The organism is Spirosoma taeanense (genome assembly GCF_013127955.1).
Taxonomy (GTDB): Bacteria; Bacteroidota; Bacteroidia; order Cytophagales; family Spirosomataceae; genus Spirosoma; species Spirosoma taeanense.
This window is the reverse complement of sequence record NZ_CP053435.1, coordinates 1344865-1360700: the sequence shown is the minus strand read 5'-3', so window position 1 is coordinate 1360700 and position 15836 is coordinate 1344865. Positions and strand designations below refer to the sequence as shown.

General features: G+C 52.6%; 13 protein-coding genes. 6 read left to right on the top strand and 7 right to left on the bottom strand.

The genetic code is table 11. The features are described 5' to 3' along the window. Positions 1-12 precede the first annotated feature (12 nt). Positions 13-3126 carry a SusC/RagA family TonB-linked outer membrane protein gene (locus HNV11_RS05810; RefSeq protein ID WP_240163796.1) on the bottom strand — a complete coding sequence of 1038 codons (3114 nt, stop codon included), beginning with the start codon at positions 3124-3126 and terminating at the stop codon, positions 13-15. A gap of 101 nt (positions 3127-3227) precedes the next feature. Further along, entirely contained in the window at positions 3228-3968 is a 741-nt protein-coding gene (locus HNV11_RS05805; protein ID WP_171738771.1) for a class I SAM-dependent methyltransferase, read from the bottom strand. Positions 3969-4144: 176 nt separating this feature from the next. On the opposite strand from HNV11_RS05805, the gene HNV11_RS05800 reads away from it, so the two are divergent. Continuing rightward, positions 4145-4558: a c-type cytochrome gene (locus tag HNV11_RS05800; RefSeq protein WP_171738770.1), complete on the top strand. Its 414-nt coding sequence runs from the start codon at positions 4145-4147 to the stop codon at positions 4556-4558. A gap of 74 nt (positions 4559-4632) precedes the next feature. Here HNV11_RS05800 and rlmB read toward each other — a convergent pair whose 3' ends face one another. Together rlmB and HNV11_RS05790 are read right to left on the bottom strand one after the other, a co-directional pair. Then, a complete protein-coding gene (gene rlmB / locus HNV11_RS05795; RefSeq protein WP_171738769.1) occupies positions 4633-5454 on the bottom strand; it encodes a 23S rRNA (guanosine(2251)-2'-O)-methyltransferase RlmB in 822 nt (273 codons plus the stop codon). Next, positions 5427-6842 carry a GWxTD domain-containing protein gene (locus HNV11_RS05790; protein ID WP_171738768.1) on the bottom strand — a complete coding sequence of 472 codons (1416 nt, stop codon included), beginning with the start codon at positions 6840-6842 and terminating at the stop codon, positions 5427-5429. Before HNV11_RS05790 ends, rlmB begins: the two co-directional genes overlap by 28 nt. Before the next feature lie 177 nt (positions 6843-7019). Between HNV11_RS05790 and HNV11_RS05785 the strand changes: the two genes are divergently transcribed. Further along, on the top strand, positions 7020-7787 hold the full coding sequence (locus tag HNV11_RS05785; protein ID WP_171738767.1) for a class I SAM-dependent methyltransferase: 768 nt from the start codon (positions 7020-7022) through the stop codon (positions 7785-7787). A 122-nt stretch (positions 7788-7909) separates the two neighbouring features. After that, positions 7910-9073, top strand: coding sequence for a T9SS type B sorting domain-containing protein (locus HNV11_RS05780; protein ID WP_171738766.1), 1164 nt, complete (start codon positions 7910-7912; stop codon positions 9071-9073). A gap of 26 nt (positions 9074-9099) precedes the next feature. Here the strand turns inward: HNV11_RS05780 and HNV11_RS05775 are convergent, their stop codons facing one another. Continuing rightward, positions 9100-10173 carry an App1 family protein gene (locus HNV11_RS05775; RefSeq protein ID WP_171738765.1) on the bottom strand — a complete coding sequence of 358 codons (1074 nt, stop codon included), beginning with the start codon at positions 10171-10173 and terminating at the stop codon, positions 9100-9102. Positions 10174-10219: 46 nt separating this feature from the next. Between HNV11_RS05775 and HNV11_RS05770 the strand changes: the two genes are divergently transcribed. After that, positions 10220-11101 carry a diacylglycerol/lipid kinase family protein gene (locus tag HNV11_RS05770; RefSeq protein WP_171738764.1) on the top strand — a complete coding sequence of 294 codons (882 nt, stop codon included), beginning with the start codon at positions 10220-10222 and terminating at the stop codon, positions 11099-11101. Positions 11102-11114: 13 nt separating this feature from the next. On the opposite strand, the gene HNV11_RS05765 is transcribed toward HNV11_RS05770, so the two are convergent. Continuing rightward, positions 11115-13691: a DUF5686 and carboxypeptidase-like regulatory domain-containing protein gene (locus tag HNV11_RS05765; RefSeq protein WP_171738763.1), complete on the bottom strand. Its 2577-nt coding sequence runs from the start codon at positions 13689-13691 to the stop codon at positions 11115-11117. A gap of 116 nt (positions 13692-13807) precedes the next feature. After that, on the bottom strand, positions 13808-14347 hold the full coding sequence (gene pyrR, locus HNV11_RS05760; RefSeq protein WP_171738762.1) for a bifunctional pyr operon transcriptional regulator/uracil phosphoribosyltransferase PyrR: 540 nt from the start codon (positions 14345-14347) through the stop codon (positions 13808-13810). Positions 14348-14468: 121 nt separating this feature from the next. Between pyrR and pth the strand changes: the two genes are divergently transcribed. Continuing rightward, positions 14469-15032 carry an aminoacyl-tRNA hydrolase gene (gene pth / locus HNV11_RS05755; protein ID WP_171738761.1) on the top strand — a complete coding sequence of 188 codons (564 nt, stop codon included), beginning with the start codon at positions 14469-14471 and terminating at the stop codon, positions 15030-15032. A gap of 241 nt (positions 15033-15273) precedes the next feature. After that, positions 15274-15714 (top strand): hypothetical protein, encoded by a 441-nt coding sequence (locus HNV11_RS05750; protein ID WP_171738760.1) that lies wholly within the window; start codon positions 15274-15276, stop codon positions 15712-15714. Positions 15715-15836 lie beyond the last annotated feature (122 nt).

The window sequence follows — 15836 nt, the reverse complement described above, 5'->3', positions numbered from 1 at the left end:
CAGGTCGATTGGTTAGAAACCCATATTAAGCCCAACGGCGAGCGTCCGGACGGTAGGATATGAATTCAGTTCAATGCCGGAGTCCAGCGGCCCACCCGGCAACTCAGGGCTAAACCCGCTGAACTGCTTGATCGTAAACAGGTTCTGCGCCGTTACGTAAACTCTGGCCTGCCGGATTTTGAGCCGGTCTTTCAGCGAGGCTGGGATAGTATAGCCCAGCGTCAGGTTGTTCAGCCGGACAAACGAACCGGATTCAATAAAATAGGTCGAAGCAGGTGTTGCCGACGTTATCGTGCGCGGGTCGGTCAGCGAAGGACGGTCCGGTAGCCAGCGGGCGTCGGCGTAAGCGGCTTCAATGTTGTCTGTATTCTCGAAGCGGAAGGCTTTTTTACCGTTATAAACCTTGTTGCCCGCATTACCATACACGTCAGCTGCCAGATCGAAGCCTTTATAATTCAGCCCCAGGTTGATGCCGTAGTAGAGCCTGGGCTGATACGAACCGGCATATATCCGGTCGTTATCGTTAATTACGCCGTTGCCGTCAACATCCTGATACTTCAGATCGCCCGGCCTGACGTTGGCACGGTTGCCGAATACTGGCGCAGCGTCGATCTCAGCCTGGTTCTGAAACACGCCGATGGCGTTCAGGACATAAAAGCTGCCCACCGGCTGGCCGTTATCGCTCCGGGTCACCAGGCCTTGCTGCCCAACGCCACCGGCCAGCAAGGCCTGCCCACCATTGAGTCCAATCAACTGGTTTCGGTTGATCGTCAGGTTACCGCCGATGGTATAGCCCAGGCCGTTTTCCAGATTTTCTTTCCAGTTCAGAACAAACTCAAAACCCCGGTTCCGGAAGGATGCGATGTTGGTCAGGTATTGGTTGTCAGGATCGCCGAAGATGGCCGGGATAATCCGGAAGGCCAGCGCATCGCGGGTAGTCTTGCTGTAGTAGTCAATTTCGCCCGAAAGCCGGTTATCCAGCATCACGAACTCAAATCCAGCGTCGATCTGCTCGGTGCGCTCCCATTTCAGCTGCTGGTCTTTTATATCCTGAATGGCCGTTCCCAGCGTAAGCCCGTTGTTGAAGAAATACGGAATGTTGACGGCCGCCGTCAGGATATAGGCGTTGCTTGTAATGTTGTCGTTCCCCAGAATCCCCCAGCTGCTCCGGAATTTCAGGAAGTTGAGCAGCGACTGATCCTTCATGAAGCCCTCATCGGAGATAACCCAGCCAATGCCGGCGGTTGGGAAATAGCCCCACCGCTCCCGAAATTTGGAACTCCCATCGGCCCGGAGCGACGCATTGAACAGATACTTGTTCATAAAACTATAGGTCACCCGGCTGACAAACGACTGGCGGGTCTGGAGATCGCCACCACTATTGTTGGATAGCTGCTGATCCGGGTTGCCCAGCCCCAGATACCACTGATTTGGATCATTGGGTACATTGATCCGAGCCCCCTGAATGAAATCAGACGTAAACTGCTCCGTCACCGACCCCAGCAGAAACGTAAGGCTGTTTTCTCCAAACGTTCTGTCGACCGTTGCCGTGTTATCAATGATGTAGCGGAGTGACTTGCTTTCATTCAGACTAAGCTGGCTGTTTATCTGCCGCTGGTTGCCACCAGCCGTAACGAACGTAGCGGCATCATTCTGGAACGCACGCAGATACGTCCGGTCGCGGTTAAATATTAGGTCGGTGTTGAACGCAGAATGCAATCTGAGCCACTCCACCGGCTTGTAATCGAGCGACAGGTTCCCCTGCAGGCGATTGTTAATAATCCGCTGGTTGCGCGACTCCAAGCTCAGGATTGGATTACCCACATTACCAAAGGCGGATAGATTCCCATATCGGTCACCTACTTTAGCCGGCACGATCGGCGCAGCCCGGTACAGACTCTGGTACGTACCGTCTAGATTGACAGCGCGCTCATTACCCCTCGAAAACGAAAGCTGGTTGCTGAACGTCAGCTTTTTGCTGATGTTAATTTCATTATTGGCCCGGATCGTCAGCCGCCGGAAGTCGTTCGTTTTAACCACTCCGTAGTCAGTAAAGTAGCCCACGCTGAAATAGAAGGTATTCCGTTCACCACCGCCGGAAATTGACAGGTTATGGTTCGACTGGGGCGCGTTACGTAACGCCTGTTCATACCAGTTGGTGGTCTGGCCATAGGTTAGGGGCGGGTTATTGACATTCTGGTTTGGCGCTGCGTCGGCCAGGTAACCGATGTACTGATCGCGGTTTGCCATCCGGACCAGATTGGCCGGCTGCCGAAGGCTGATGTTTCCGTTGTACTGTACCTGCGTAGCGCCCGATTTACCCCGGCGGGTCGTAACAATCACGACTCCATTGGCGGCCCGCACACCATAGATCGCGGCAGAGGCATCTTTCAGCACCTCGATGCTCAGAATGTCGTTATTGCTGATGTTCCGGATGTCGTCGGTCAGCACTCCATCCACCACATACAGCGGGCTTACTCCGGCCAGCGCCGAACCCACACCCCGAACCCGGATTTGCGGCTGCTCATTCGGTCGGCCGGACGAAATGATCTGCACACCAGCCAGTTTACTCTGCAACGCCTGGGTAGGCGTCTGCACCGGGTAGCGCTGAATTTCTTCGCCTTTTACCTGCGCTACGGCGCCAGTCAGATCGCGTTTGCGCTGGGTTCCGTAACCAACCACCACCACTTCGTTCAGCGTCTGAGTATCTTCAGCCAGCGTAATGGTTAGGGAAGTTTGATTCCCGACAACCACTTCCTGCGTGGCAAAGCCAATAAAGCTAAAGACCAATACCGCCTGATTGTCGGCAACGCTTAGCTGGAAACTCCCGTTTGCGTCGGTAGTTGTGCCGCGCGTAGTGCCTTTAATCGTCACCGTAACACCGGGCAACGGCTGCGACTGCGCATCGACAACTTTCCCGGACACAGTGATATCAGCCTGACTAGCGGGCGCACTGGTCGACGGGGATACTGGCGGGGCGATAGCTGGGGATGCGGCCGTCTGCGAGGAAGGCGACGCACTGGTAGCCGGAGGAGGAGGTGTGGCGATGGGCGTATTAACCGTCTGCGCCTGTCCCAGCATACTACTCAGCACCCCCAGGAATAAGAGGTAGTGTTGTTTTTTCATACGCGAGTCAAGAGTATATCTATAAAACAGATATACTATCAACCCGAACGAATGTCATTTGTTGTTAACAGAGTACCACTCGCGGCACACGTATAAACGCGCTACCGCACCTTGCCCATTCGCAAAAACACCGGGAATCGTATTTCCCGCTCAACAGCATGCCAGTGGGTTGCAATAGCCCGCCCTAATTCGGTAACTGGATCTTCTTCATTCTCATGAATATACTGCCGCACAGCCGACCAGGTGCGCAGGTAATTCAGGAAACGCTCCAGCGACCAGGTGCGCTGAACAATAAATTCTGCCCGCTGTGCATCGGCAAAGGGAAAAGGCAGGGTGGTGTAGGCATCATCGATATGTTTTCGCTGCGGGTCCCAGTATGGTCCAACCCGGTTCCGGTAAAAATCGAGCAGGATAGGATCAAGGTCAGCACCCAGGCTCGCCAGTCCGTAGCCCCATTCGGCAATTGTGGCACCGGGTCTGGCGACCCGGCGGACTTCCGCATGAAACGCATGGACATCGAACCAGTGCAGCGCCTGCGCCACCGTAACCAGATCGAACGTCTGGTCGGCAAAGGGCGTCTGTTCGGCAGGACTAAGCTGATACTGTATATTGGGGTGCTGTATGGCGCGGGCCAGCTGCGACTCACTGATGTCGGTAGCTTTGACAGAGCTGAAAGAATGGGCTAACGCACCCGCCACCTGTCCGTTGCCGGTAGCGCAGTCCCAGGCAGCCTGCCGGCCGGCCGTACCTGACAAAATGAAGTCGTAGAGCTCAGCAGGGTAATCAATTCGATACTGGGCGTACAGGTCAGCGTGGCCCGAAAAGCGGTCAATAGGTGTCATTCGTAAATCTATTTAAGATAAATTTTAAACGTTTTAGGGAGATAGTTGTCTAACCTATGTTTTAAAGAGGAAAAAGCGAAGCTTGAATTGGCTTATCCCCATGAAGCATCTATTTTTGTGCAGCTTACCTCCTATTGATTAGTTCGTTTTATCAATTTATCGCTTACCTGATTCTCATGAAAAAATCCTTCGGATTCCTCCTCGCTGCGGCTGCAATGGTCGTAGCCTCCCTTGATGTGAAGGCGCAGGCACCATCGGCAGACATTCCAGCCGATATGAATGCGTTGATGAGCAAATATACCTGTATCGCCTGTCACCGTCCGAACCAACGGCTGGTTGGTCCGGCCTACGCGGATGTTGCCAAGAAGAAGTACTCTAACGAAGAGATTGTGAACCTGATTTACAATCCCGTACCGAGCCACTGGCCTGGTTATCCTCCGATGATGCCGATGAAACAGGTGCCGAAGGAAGATGCCATGAAACTGGCCGTCTGGATCAACTCGCTGGATGGCAGCCCGGCCAAGAAGTCAACGACAACCAAGAAAACCAGCACGAGCAAAACGACGAAGACGACCAAAAAAACAACCTAGTTGCGGCTCTGCCTTTCACAAAAAAGCCCTTCCTGTGATGGAAGGGCTTTTTTGTGAATAATCAGTTGCCGACTTTATTCCTCAACCCGCATACTCCGCTGCCGAACGGCTTCGTAGAGCACAACCCCAGTAGCCACCGATACATTCAGTGAACCTACCGCACCCAGCAGCGGTATCTTAACGTGCGTATCGACCATACGTAGCAGTTCGGGCGAGATGCCGTCTTCTTCCGAGCCCATAATTACAGCTATCGGACCGGTCAGGTCGGTACTGCGTTCGTACAGGTCCCGGCTCGACTTTTCCGTACAGGCCACAACCGTAATTCCCGATTCCTGTAGATACTTAACGGTTTCGGTCAGATCCGGCTCGCGGCAAACCGAAATATGGTTCAGTGCGCCCGATGAGGTTTTCATGGCGTCAGAGTTGATGGCAGCGGCTCCGCGACCCGGAATCACAATGCACTGCACGCCCGTACACTCAGCCGTGCGGGCAATAGCGCCAAAATTGCGGACGTCGGTGATGCGGTCCAGCAGCAGGAAAAACGGCGTTTCGCCCCGCTCATACACGTCGGCAATTACGTTCGAGAGCTTAACGTACTGTACCTGCGCAATCAGGCAGACTACGCCCTGGTGGTTCTTGCGCGTCAGCCGGTCAAGTCGTTCAACCGGAACGCGCTGAATGGTAACGCGGTTCTGGAACGCTAAATTCTGAATGTCGGGATTGCTCAACCCCTTCTCCATGTAGAGTTTGTCAATCTGCTGATCAGACTTGAGCGTTTCGATAACCGACTGGATGCCAAACACCATTTCGTCCTCCGACGGACGGAACTGCGGACGTTGATTGGCATTACGATTATAAGTAGGGCGATTTACTCGCGGATTGCGCCGGTTCTCCATGCTTCGACAATCGGGTACCAAATTGGCTGATACTCAATGTAGCGCACCAGTTCGTAATGATCCTCGACAAATTGATTTGGTTTCTTGGTAAACGTAAAATTGATCTCCGAGACATTGGCCCGGCGGTTATAAACCCATACTTCGCGCTCGCGGTTCCGTTGCACCCGGTCGGGCGGCCCCAGCACGATATAGATCATGCCCTTATCGGTCTTCCAGCCTTCCTTGTAGGTTGTGAACAATCGATTGGCTTCCTCAACCCGGTCAAAATACGCCTTGAGCGTCCGCCGGGCGACTTCCTCATTCCCCGACATCAGGCTCAGCCAGTAGCGATCAAAGGCTCTTTTAGTATCCTGCGCCTGATTCAGCTCGTTAATTTCAGTACTCGTGCTCATATACAGCACCGGCTTGATGAGCTTTTCGGGTCGCGTCATTTTAGGAAAGCGTTTATCGGCCACGAGCAGACCAATACCGGCCGCATCGGTTGTATCCTCCATGAAGTAGTACAGCCCTTCTTTAGGTAACACAAACGGCTGATTGGTCGTGATGCGTAGAGTTGAATCCACCGTCAGCGACTTGGCCGTCGGGCGTGCCGAAGTATTCATCGGCGACGAAGCCGCGTCGAAATCGTGTTTATACCGAAATCCAAACAGCGGCTTACGCGTACCGTTTATGTCTCCAATAACCACCGTATCGCCCACATTCACGTAGTTACGCAGTTGCGGCTGACGCCCCGTGTTGTCGAACAGCGCAAAGCGGTCGCTCAGCCTGGACGTCCGGAAACGCAGCGACAGATCATTGCGAGCCTTCGTTCCAGAGCTTACCTCGGTAATTTCGGTCAGCAAAATAGCAGTAGCTACATCTTTGGGGCGCTTTACGTCAAACGTCAGGGTCAGATGATCGCCCTCCTGCCCCACCGTCTGCAGCGTGAGCGGTACGTTACCATACCCCAGCCGGTCGCGGTTGTTGTAGTCGGGGTACATGACATAAGCAATCTGAAAATGCTCGATTAAGTCGGTCGGCTTCAGCATCGGCTCACCGGTTGGCGTTTTACCCGTCAAATCCATATAGATCCGAACATTGGTGGAATCGATCGCCAGAAATTTTCCTTTGATTGAGGTGACAATCCATTCGCTGGCCGATTTAGCCGAAGCGTTAGTAGCCGCTGGGGAATCGGTTGGCGGAACCGGCGCGGCCGTCCGCGACTCATTCGGACGATTGGCCGGGGCACTTTGCCCAGCCGGTCGCTGGGCAGGCAGCTCCGTTCGGCTAGCCCGCTGCGCTTCGGTGCGGGCGTCATAGGCCGCGTTGGCCCGAGCCTGCTGGGTTTTCTTGTTTGCCGAGCAGGCCGATACTATCGTAAGGAACAGTAAAGCAGATAAAATACGCATAAACAACGGAATTCGCGCGTTTTTCAAAAGTTGTCATTCAGCAACAGGCTCCTTATAAAAAAGTCTGCCGCCAACTGTTTATTTATAACGAAAAAATAGCAGCGTTCGGGTTACCCAGGCGGTTCATTTTTCTTTACTTCTGCAAAAGACTAATTTTACAGTACGAATTGCAAACTCATGTACAAAACCACTGAGATTACCTCCGCAGAGATCGCATCCGATAATCCCGTTCACCAACGGCTCCTGTTTCCCTACGTTGAAGCGGCCAGTCTGGTTAGCGGACGTGTGCTTGAAATCGGCTGCGGCTGGGGCCGGGGTCTGCAACTGCTCACGCAGGCCGCTGATCATTATACGGGTATTGATAAAAACCAGGACCTGATTAACGCCCTGAGCCAGGAATACTCTGCTTCAACATTTATTGCCGCCAACATTCCGCCCCTCGCCGGTCTGGCCGATAATACATTTGATTTCATTGTCACCTTTCAGGTCATCGAACACATCGAAAACGACGACCTGTTTATCCGCGAAGCGCACCGCGTGCTGAAACCGGGGGGTAAACTTCTGCTAACCACGGTCAACAAAACGTTTTCGCTGACGCGGAATCCCTGGCACGTTCGGGAATACTACGCCGGCGAGTTGAAAGCACTGATCGCCAGGTACTTCTCAGCCATTGAGACGCAGGGCATATATGGCAACGACAAGGTAATGACCTACTACGAGCAGAACAAAGAGTCGGTTAAAAAACTAACGCGCTTCGACATCTTCAATCTGCAGTACCGCCTGCCCCGTCGGCTCCTGCAGGTGCCCTACGATCTGATGAACCGTCTGAACCGGAACCGTCTGCTGCAGGCCGATGGATTGGCCGCCGAAATCAACTACACCGATTACCTGATCAGCAACGATCCGGCCGGAAGCCTGGATTTTTTCTACGTGGCTACCAAGTAAACTAGTAGTGAGTAAATAGCTATGCTTTTTGCCTATAGAGTATAGCTGCGTTCGGCGTATTAATCCGTTTGGAAATGAGTTTCATCGTCAGGTGCATCAGCATTTTTTGTTTGCTTGGACATATGTGCCTGAATGCACAGGATTTAAACCGGGGGCTGGTAGCCTGGTATAAATTCGATGGCAGTTCGCAGGATGCAAGCTCCTACGCGAATCATGGTACCCCTCATAACGTAACGTTCGGGCAGGGATCGTGTGGGGAGCCGAATTCGGCCGTTTACCTGAACGGCAAGAACGCCTATATAGACCTGCCGCTCTCTAAACTAATCAACGGCAAAAAGCAGCTGACTCTAACGGCCTGGGTCAAACCGGCCCGGTTCAATAATATCCAGTACACGCTGAATACGGTCTTTTCGCACTGGATTGATTACGGCGCCGGCGGACCGCTGGGCGTTCTGTTCGGGGTAAGCCCCTTTAGTTCGGTTGTGGGCGCTTTTTCAGGGGGGTACCAGGTTAGCTCGACCTATAATGTTATTCAGCCCAACGAATGGCAGCTGATTGTGCTGGTTTACGACGGCACCAAAGCCTCGGCCGCTGACCGGACACGCTTTCAGGTCAACTGCCGGGAATATACGTCCGTGTGCAACAACACCTATTCGAGCTGTTCGGCCACGCCCACGGCGTTGGGAACAGCTGCCAATTATACCTTCATCGGCACCCGCAAGGACGACCTGGGCCGGTTTGTCGATTTTTTTGAAGGCTACGTTGATGATCTGAAACTTTACGACCGGTTGCTGACCCGGGAAGAACTGAACCAGATTTATCTGCTGTGTAATCCACGCGCCTGCGACGATAACAATTGCCTGACCGACGATCAGCTCAATGCGCTGACCTGCCAGTGTGAACACATTCCCAAGCCTCAGCCGGATTGTGATGACAAAAACAGCCGGACTGACGATCGCTATAATCTGGATAGCTGCGCGTGCGAACACGTTCTGAAACCAAATGTTCCTCAGCCCAACGTTTACATTCCTTCTGCCTTTTCGCCCAATAAAGACGGCGTCAATGATCTGTATAAACCTATCTACAGGGGCGTTGTCCAGGTAACTGTTGCTATTTTTGACCGATGGGGCGAAACCGTTTTCCGGGGAGATAATCTGACCGATGGCTGGGACGGCACCTACCGCAATGCGCCCTGCGCGGAGGGAACGTATCAATACATCATCACTGGTGAGTACGATACGGGCGAACCATTTGACTTTCGGGGCAGCCTGTTCCTGGTGAAATAAACCCCGCTCTTTCTGGATGCATCGGCTCAGAATGCGACCAGCCCCAGGTCCAGCGAATGCTGACGAGCATCTGAACTATGGGCGAAATACAGGTAAGGCACATTCATATTCCCAATGCGGCTTAATGTAGCGCGGGTTTTTGGCTGGTTTTCGCCGTGAACCTGCCGGATATAGACGCAGCGAATCTGCTTGGGGAAGTGCTCGACTACGGATGCATAAATCGTGGGGTCTTCCTGGGTATCGTCGCCCAACAGAATGAACTCCTGCTGAGGAAAGTTTTCCAGAATCCGCACAATCCGGGTAAACTTCGTCATGTGCTTATTCTGCCCTGTTTTCAGCAACTGCCTGAACGTCTTTAACTGGCTCAGCAGGAATACCCCTTTCGGTAACTCGTTTTTTTCGGAAAACTCCAGAATATAATCATACAGGTTCCATTCGCTGCTGGATACGTAGAAGAACGGGTTCGTGATCCCAGGCCCGCTATCGGCTTCAGCAAGGAGCTGGTAATGCATCACCACCCCTTCGAACGGCTGGCGACTATGCGCATTTTCGGTCAGCAGCACCTGCAGTCGTTTGGCAATCGTGGCCGAATGCGAGATCAGGAACGTATCATCAATGTCAGAAATGCAGGCGAGCCGCGTCGGATGGGGTATAAGCACTTCGCCGGCACCCTCAGCCAGAATCGTTTCGGGCGATAGGGTCTGCGATACCAGTTCGGCCTGGACCGGATGCCAGCCTGGCGATAAAGGCGCAGCAATAGGTAGTTCGATACGAAAATAGCCTTCGGCATCAGTTTTCGCTTCCGACATCTCTCCGTTGAACCGAACGCGAACCAGAGCCTGGGGGTAGGGCTGTACCATGAACAGCCGCAGGACTGCCAGTAGATTTATCCAGATACTGTCGCGGTATTTCTTACGGGGCAGCGCGCTCCGTCGAAACGCCGTCCCGTGAATTGTTAACTGCTTGTCATTCCCAAATCCTCGGTATACCCGCACAAGGGGCTGATCGGACAGGCGTAGCCAGGATAAAAAACCGCGTCTAATCTTACCTTTTAGGCTTATCTGTTGTTTACTCGTTGGCTGAGGCTTCACAGTCTCCATTTTGTTTATCTGTATATGCCGTTATAACCCATAATCAGCTCATAAGTTGACTTTTTTATTCGCAATAAATCCCGCTTCGGGCGGAAAAGCCAAAACGGACTGGGAAGCAGGCATTACCGATTATTTCAACAATTCACCGCATACGGCCACCCTGCTGCATCTCAATGGCGAGACAGACGAGGAGGCTTTACGTCAGCATCTGGCGGATCTGCGGCCCGACCGGGTTGTAGCGGTTGGGGGCGATGGCACAATCAAGTTCGTGGCCGAACAGCTTCTCGACACGGGGATTCCCCTGGGCGTTCTACCCGCCGGATCGGCTAATGGTATGGCACGTGAATTAAACATTCCGCCTGATGTTGAGAAGAGTCTGGATATTGTGGTGAATGGTATTCTAAAACCAATCGACGTCATCGTGCTGAACGATAACGACATCTGTCTGCATCTGAGCGATATCGGCCTCAACGCCCAGATGGTCAGACATTATCAGCAGAATAATCTGCGGGGCATGTTCGGTTATCTGCAGAGCGTTCTCAAGGTTCTGCGAAAACGTCGCCTGTTGCGGACAAGTATTAACCGGGGTGATGAGTGCATCCAGCGGGCGGCCCTGATGGTTGTTCTGGCCAACGCCCGCATGTATGGAACCGGAGCGGTTATCAACCCCGACGGCGACCCTTCAGACGGCGTATTTGAAGTCGTTGTGTTTCGGCGGCTCACAATCTGGGAAATCCTGAAACTGTTCTGGCGGTTCCGGCCCTTCGATCCCAAGAATATCGAGATCTTCCCGGCCACATCTGTTTCGATTGAAATGTACCGCCGGGCTTATTTTCAGGTCGATGGGGAATACCGGGGGCGCGTAACGAAGCTGGACGCCCGCATTCAGCCGGGCGCCCTTACCATGCTGCTGCCGCCCGATACGGCTCCAGCCTGAGGGCTGCGCTAACTCAGAAGCTGATCGAGGCCGCTCCTTTGAGAACAAAGGGTTTAATCGGCAGGCCGTCGTGGCCTGCTCCGAGGTACGTCATTCGGTGAATTGCCTGTATTCGGAAGATTTTAAAGATGTTATCAATCCCATAACCGATTTCCAGATAGGGCTTTCCGGGCTGCAGCGCACCAATATGAATGGGTTTCAAACCACCGGGAAGGGGCTTGAATGTTTCGACGGCGCGGTTGGCGGTTGACTGGCTTCCCCAGAGAGCATCGACATTGGCAACCAGCCGCCAGTTCAGCTTGCGGATACCCGGAAGGCGATTGAACACCAGCCCTTCAAACTTATGCTGAACGTGAATTGCTACGAAGCGATCGCTCACGAACTCATAAAACTGCATCCGATTGAACGTATTGGTTGTCAGCAGGGGCGTCGGGTTCCCGATATGCGGAAATAAAAGAGGGGCCGGCAGCGTCGAGGGCGTAAACCCAGCCGATAGCAGATACGTCATCCGGCCCAGCGGCCCCAGTCGGAACGTCTGCTGCGCCCGGGCCGTAAGCCGGTCATAATTAAAATGGCTACCTAGCGACCGGGCTCCGTGCGTATACCGAATCGTTAGTACCGGCGCACGTTTGGTTCCGAGCGTAATGCGCTCATTACCATCCATGATGTACTTTTCTTTCCGGGCCAGCCGGGCTTCGATGGCCCAATAGGCGTCAAAAAAATCGGACCGTAACGGCGACTGGTCTTCCAGTTCGGGGTGCAGACGGTAGTGAAACGGAAAGATGGGATCGAAACTCCGGCTGCCTAAAGTTGCCGTTAGGAGAATACCTTTGACGGGCTCGGTCCGCAGGAACAGTTCCTTTTGATGGCTGCGGTAAGCGCCCCGGTAGCGGCCAAAACGACTCAGCGCGTAAAAAATCCGATTGCCGCCAATCAGTTCGGGGGTTAGACCCAGCCGCTCCAGATCACTGCTGATCCGAACGCCCACCATGGTCCAGTGCCGACGCGAAAACAGATAGTCAGCCTCCATCCCGTACTTAACCCGCCGATCGAGCATGCCATAGGCCAGATAAGAACGCAGAATCCAGTTCCGGCTGAACTGCTCATTGGTGCGAAAACCGATCCGTGTTCGCAACCCTTCCACGGAGTTATACGCAAATAGATACGGATAGGGCCCTATATCCAAACCGCCAGCCTTGTAAAAACCCGTAACCGCAATTTGTCCGACGGCCTCCGCCGTCCGGACGGCGGGCACCTCCCGAAGTTTATCAATGAGCTGACGGGCCTTGCGGTCGTCGCGGTTCAGCGAGTCCGAACCCGCCAACGTGCGCTGAACGTTGTTCCAGTAGGCTTCGTTAGGTGTAGCAACGGAATCGGCGGGCTCGACTGGCTGGTCATAAAAACCAACCGGACGGGGCTGATTGACCAGTATATTCGCATTACGTAAGGTGATCTGCGCCCGCATACCCAGCGACTGCTTGCCAACGCCCGTCAGGTCGGCCATTAGTTTCAGACCCACCGGCAGCCAGCCCGCCGTCGCACCCGAGCCCGAAGCGGAGTCAACGGTTGGTTCCAGTTCCTGCTCAATGGTTAGCCGCCGAACGTAATTCAGATTTGCCCCGCTGCCAATCCGGGCTTCAATCTGGCAGAGTGCAAAGGAAGTCGTGTCAATCCAGGCTTTGCCGGTGAATACCAGATCTTCGGCCCGCTTGGGATCGAACTGAATTTCATAACAAACGCGGTCCCCAATCAGGGTGGTGTCGGCCAGAAAAAATTCATACCAGTTTTTCCAGTTGTCACCAATAGGCGATGCGAAGTCTTTACCCAGAATCGGGATGTAATTATCGTAGAAGTTCTGATTGACCAGCCCCGTGCCGCCCAGCAGTTGCGAACTGAGTCCGGCATCATCAACGGCCACGCCCTTAATGCGCGTCTTGCGTATCTCTTCACGACGGCGCTGCGGACTGGCCCGGTAATAGTACCGCGATACAGACTCGGATGCCAGAACAGGCAGCAGGCGGTGTCCTTCATCGTCAAACAGCGAATCCTGCTGGCTCATGGCCTCATTTATCCGACGCATGATAGGATTCCGGCGCACCTTATCCGAAACGTGGCTGAGGGCAATCTCTGTCTTTACGTAACTGTCGCACTCATAGGCCGATAGGCGGTTCCGGTCGTTCAGCAGTCGGTTTTTGCGAACCTGCCGCAGCACCCGAAAGGCCGGATTCTCGCCGGCCCGGACCGTCACTTCCTGCAGCGCCTTTCCGGCGGGTTCCAGCTTAAAGTCAATAGCCTGGGAAAGACGATCGCGATCAATAGCGTGACGTAACGTTGCAAAACCCAGTGAGCTAACGGCCAGCGAATCCGTTAAGGTTTTCGGATTGAGTACGTACCGCCCCTGTTCATCCGTCAGTGTGCCAACCCGACGCCCAACGAGCGCTACGTTAGCAAACGGGACCGGCTCACCAGTCCGGGCGTCTGTAACCAGACCAGTAATGGTATAAACCGTTTGCGCCTGCGTTCCGTTGCCCAGAGCAACGAACATTACAGCGCAGATGAATAGGATGAGTTGGCGAATAGGTGGCTTCATATATACGGTCGGCTAAGCTAAAAAGAACTAGCTAACCTTGTATTTACTTAGACACCTAAATGGTAGAAATACCTACTGAACCGGTAAAATATTTTTGTCAACCCAAAGCGATCTGTTTAGCCAACCAGCCAGATACGGTCAGCATCGGCTCCCTGCTCGGTCCATTCGACCAGTACCCGCTGGGATTCCAGCGTATTTACGCGCTTACCCGTATAATCAGGCTTGATGGGCAAATCCCGGTTATAACGCCGGTCAATCAGGACCAGTAGTTCCACCTTACGGGGTCGTCCAAAGGCCGTCATGGCGTCGAGGGCCGCCCGCACCATTCGTCCCGTCGCCAGCACGTCATCGATCAGAATAACCCGTTTGTCTTCGATAATGAAGGGGACATGGGTTGTATTCGGACGTAAAGGAGAATCGCGTCGGCGGAAATCGTCGCGGTAAAACGTAGCATCCAGATAACCTATGGGCACCTCACGACCTAATGTACGACTCAACTCACGCCCGACGCGCTCAGCAAAATAAATTCCACGTGGCTGCATCCCTAGAATAACCGTGTCAGCAAAATCCTGATGATTCTCAATCAGCTGCTGAGTCAGGCGACTGATGACGATTTCGAGTAGTGGACTGGCTAGAATTAGGCGTTGTTGGCTCATAGCCGCCAAAAATAGTCATTTGCCTGCCATTTAGTTGTTTTCGAACAGGCATTATTGTACGCAAAAGAAACACGAACTTTGCGCCGTCGGCTCCTGGACACATACCGATCCCTGTTCATCAATGAATAAGTTTTTAATTGTTGGCCTTGGCAACATTGGCCCTGAATACGCGCTTACCCGCCACAATGCTGGTTTTATGGCCCTTGACCGCATGGCTGCGCAATACAGCTTTGATTTTTCAATGACCCGCCTGGCGTATACCGCCAAATGGCAGCACAAAGGCAAACAACTCTTTTTTGTCAAGCCTACGACCTACATGAATCTGAGTGGCCGGGCCGTGCTATACTACCTGAAGCAGGAAAATATTCAGGTTGAGAACCTGTTAGTTGTTACAGACGATAAAGATTTACCCTTTGGGAAACTACGCTTGAAGCCCAAAGGCTCACCGGGCGGACATAATGGATTGCGGAATATTGACGAAGTGCTGAACACGCAGGAATACGCCCGACTCCGGGTCGGTATTGGAAATAATTTTTCGAAAGGCCGACAGGTTGATTTTGTTTTAGGGCAGTTCCCGGAAGACGAACTTATTCAATTACCCGATTACCTGGACCGCGTTGGCGACGCAATTCTCGCGTTTTGCACTATGGGCATACAATTCGCTATGAATAATTACAATCAATGATATAATTTTTTAAAGAATTTTCTCATTTAGTCAAGGTGCAGGCTTTATGCATAAGCGATTACTATTGCCAAAGAAAATTGCGAATCTAGACGTAATACAACCGCTATTATCTGATAATAGACCTAAATAAGCAGATAATTTCAGAAGTATATTCTGAATGGCACCTTAACAGGGGTTGTATCCTGAAAACTTCTTCTGACATTTGTGCGTTCTATACTTGAAACAAAAATAGAACAAATCAATGAAATCGCGTGTTATCTTTGCGTCGTTAGTTTTAGGATTAGGATTAATGACAATTCAGGCAAACGCGGCTACCACCACCAACACTGATGATAGCCCGGCAGCCAACAAGCCGGCAAATGCCTTACTTATTAACGGTTCTGAAAAGCAGTTTGCTTTGTTTTTCGAACAGCGCCTTAATAAGTTTACGCATAACACCAACTGGCAAAACTTTATGAGCGTTGTCTCGTTGTATAACCAAAAACCGGCCGCTGTGCTGAATCTCAGCCCTGCCGACCGCGTCAAGTTCAACGAAGCGGCTGCTCAGGTGAATACTCAACTGGCCAGGCAGAAAGGTGCTGAAGCCAACCGATGGATGAACCAGGCTCATTTTACCACCCGGATGATCAACTTCCTCTGGGATTCGAGCAAATCTATCAGCGAAGTATCTGACGTTCAGTAATTTAAAATAAATTCCGAATTTGTCAGGTATTTGGAACAGAAAAGGGTAAAAGTTAGTTTTTCATGTAGAAAAGGTTAAGGGTTTAGGAATAGTCAGTATAGGGTTCTCCGCAAAAGATCGGG

What these genes read in the sequence shown, in the direction of transcription:
- pth (WP_171738761.1), top strand. Translation starts at nt 14,469, where the DNA reads ATGAATAAGTTTTTAATTGTTGGCCTTGGCAACATTGGCCCTGAATAC.
- HNV11_RS05805 (WP_171738771.1), bottom strand. Translation starts at nt 3,968, where the DNA reads ATGACACCTATTGACCGCTTTTCGGGCCACGCTGACCTGTACGCCCAG.
- HNV11_RS05790 (WP_171738768.1), bottom strand. Translation starts at nt 6,842, where the DNA reads ATGCGTATTTTATCTGCTTTACTGTTCCTTACGATAGTATCGGCCTGC.
- HNV11_RS05800 (WP_171738770.1), top strand. Translation starts at nt 4,145, where the DNA reads ATGAAAAAATCCTTCGGATTCCTCCTCGCTGCGGCTGCAATGGTCGTA.
- HNV11_RS05780 (WP_171738766.1), top strand. Translation starts at nt 7,910, where the DNA reads ATGTGCCTGAATGCACAGGATTTAAACCGGGGGCTGGTAGCCTGGTAT.
- HNV11_RS05775 (WP_171738765.1), bottom strand. Translation starts at nt 10,173, where the DNA reads ATGGAGACTGTGAAGCCTCAGCCAACGAGTAAACAACAGATAAGCCTA.
- HNV11_RS05750 (WP_171738760.1), top strand. Translation starts at nt 15,274, where the DNA reads ATGAAATCGCGTGTTATCTTTGCGTCGTTAGTTTTAGGATTAGGATTA.
- HNV11_RS05785 (WP_171738767.1), top strand. Translation starts at nt 7,020, where the DNA reads ATGTACAAAACCACTGAGATTACCTCCGCAGAGATCGCATCCGATAAT.
- HNV11_RS05765 (WP_171738763.1), bottom strand. Translation starts at nt 13,691, where the DNA reads ATGAAGCCACCTATTCGCCAACTCATCCTATTCATCTGCGCTGTAATG.
- rlmB (WP_171738769.1), bottom strand. Translation starts at nt 5,454, where the DNA reads ATGGAGAACCGGCGCAATCCGCGAGTAAATCGCCCTACTTATAATCGT.
- pyrR (WP_171738762.1), bottom strand. Translation starts at nt 14,347, where the DNA reads ATGAGCCAACAACGCCTAATTCTAGCCAGTCCACTACTCGAAATCGTC.
- HNV11_RS05810 (WP_240163796.1), bottom strand. Translation starts at nt 3,126, where the DNA reads ATGAAAAAACAACACTACCTCTTATTCCTGGGGGTGCTGAGTAGTATG.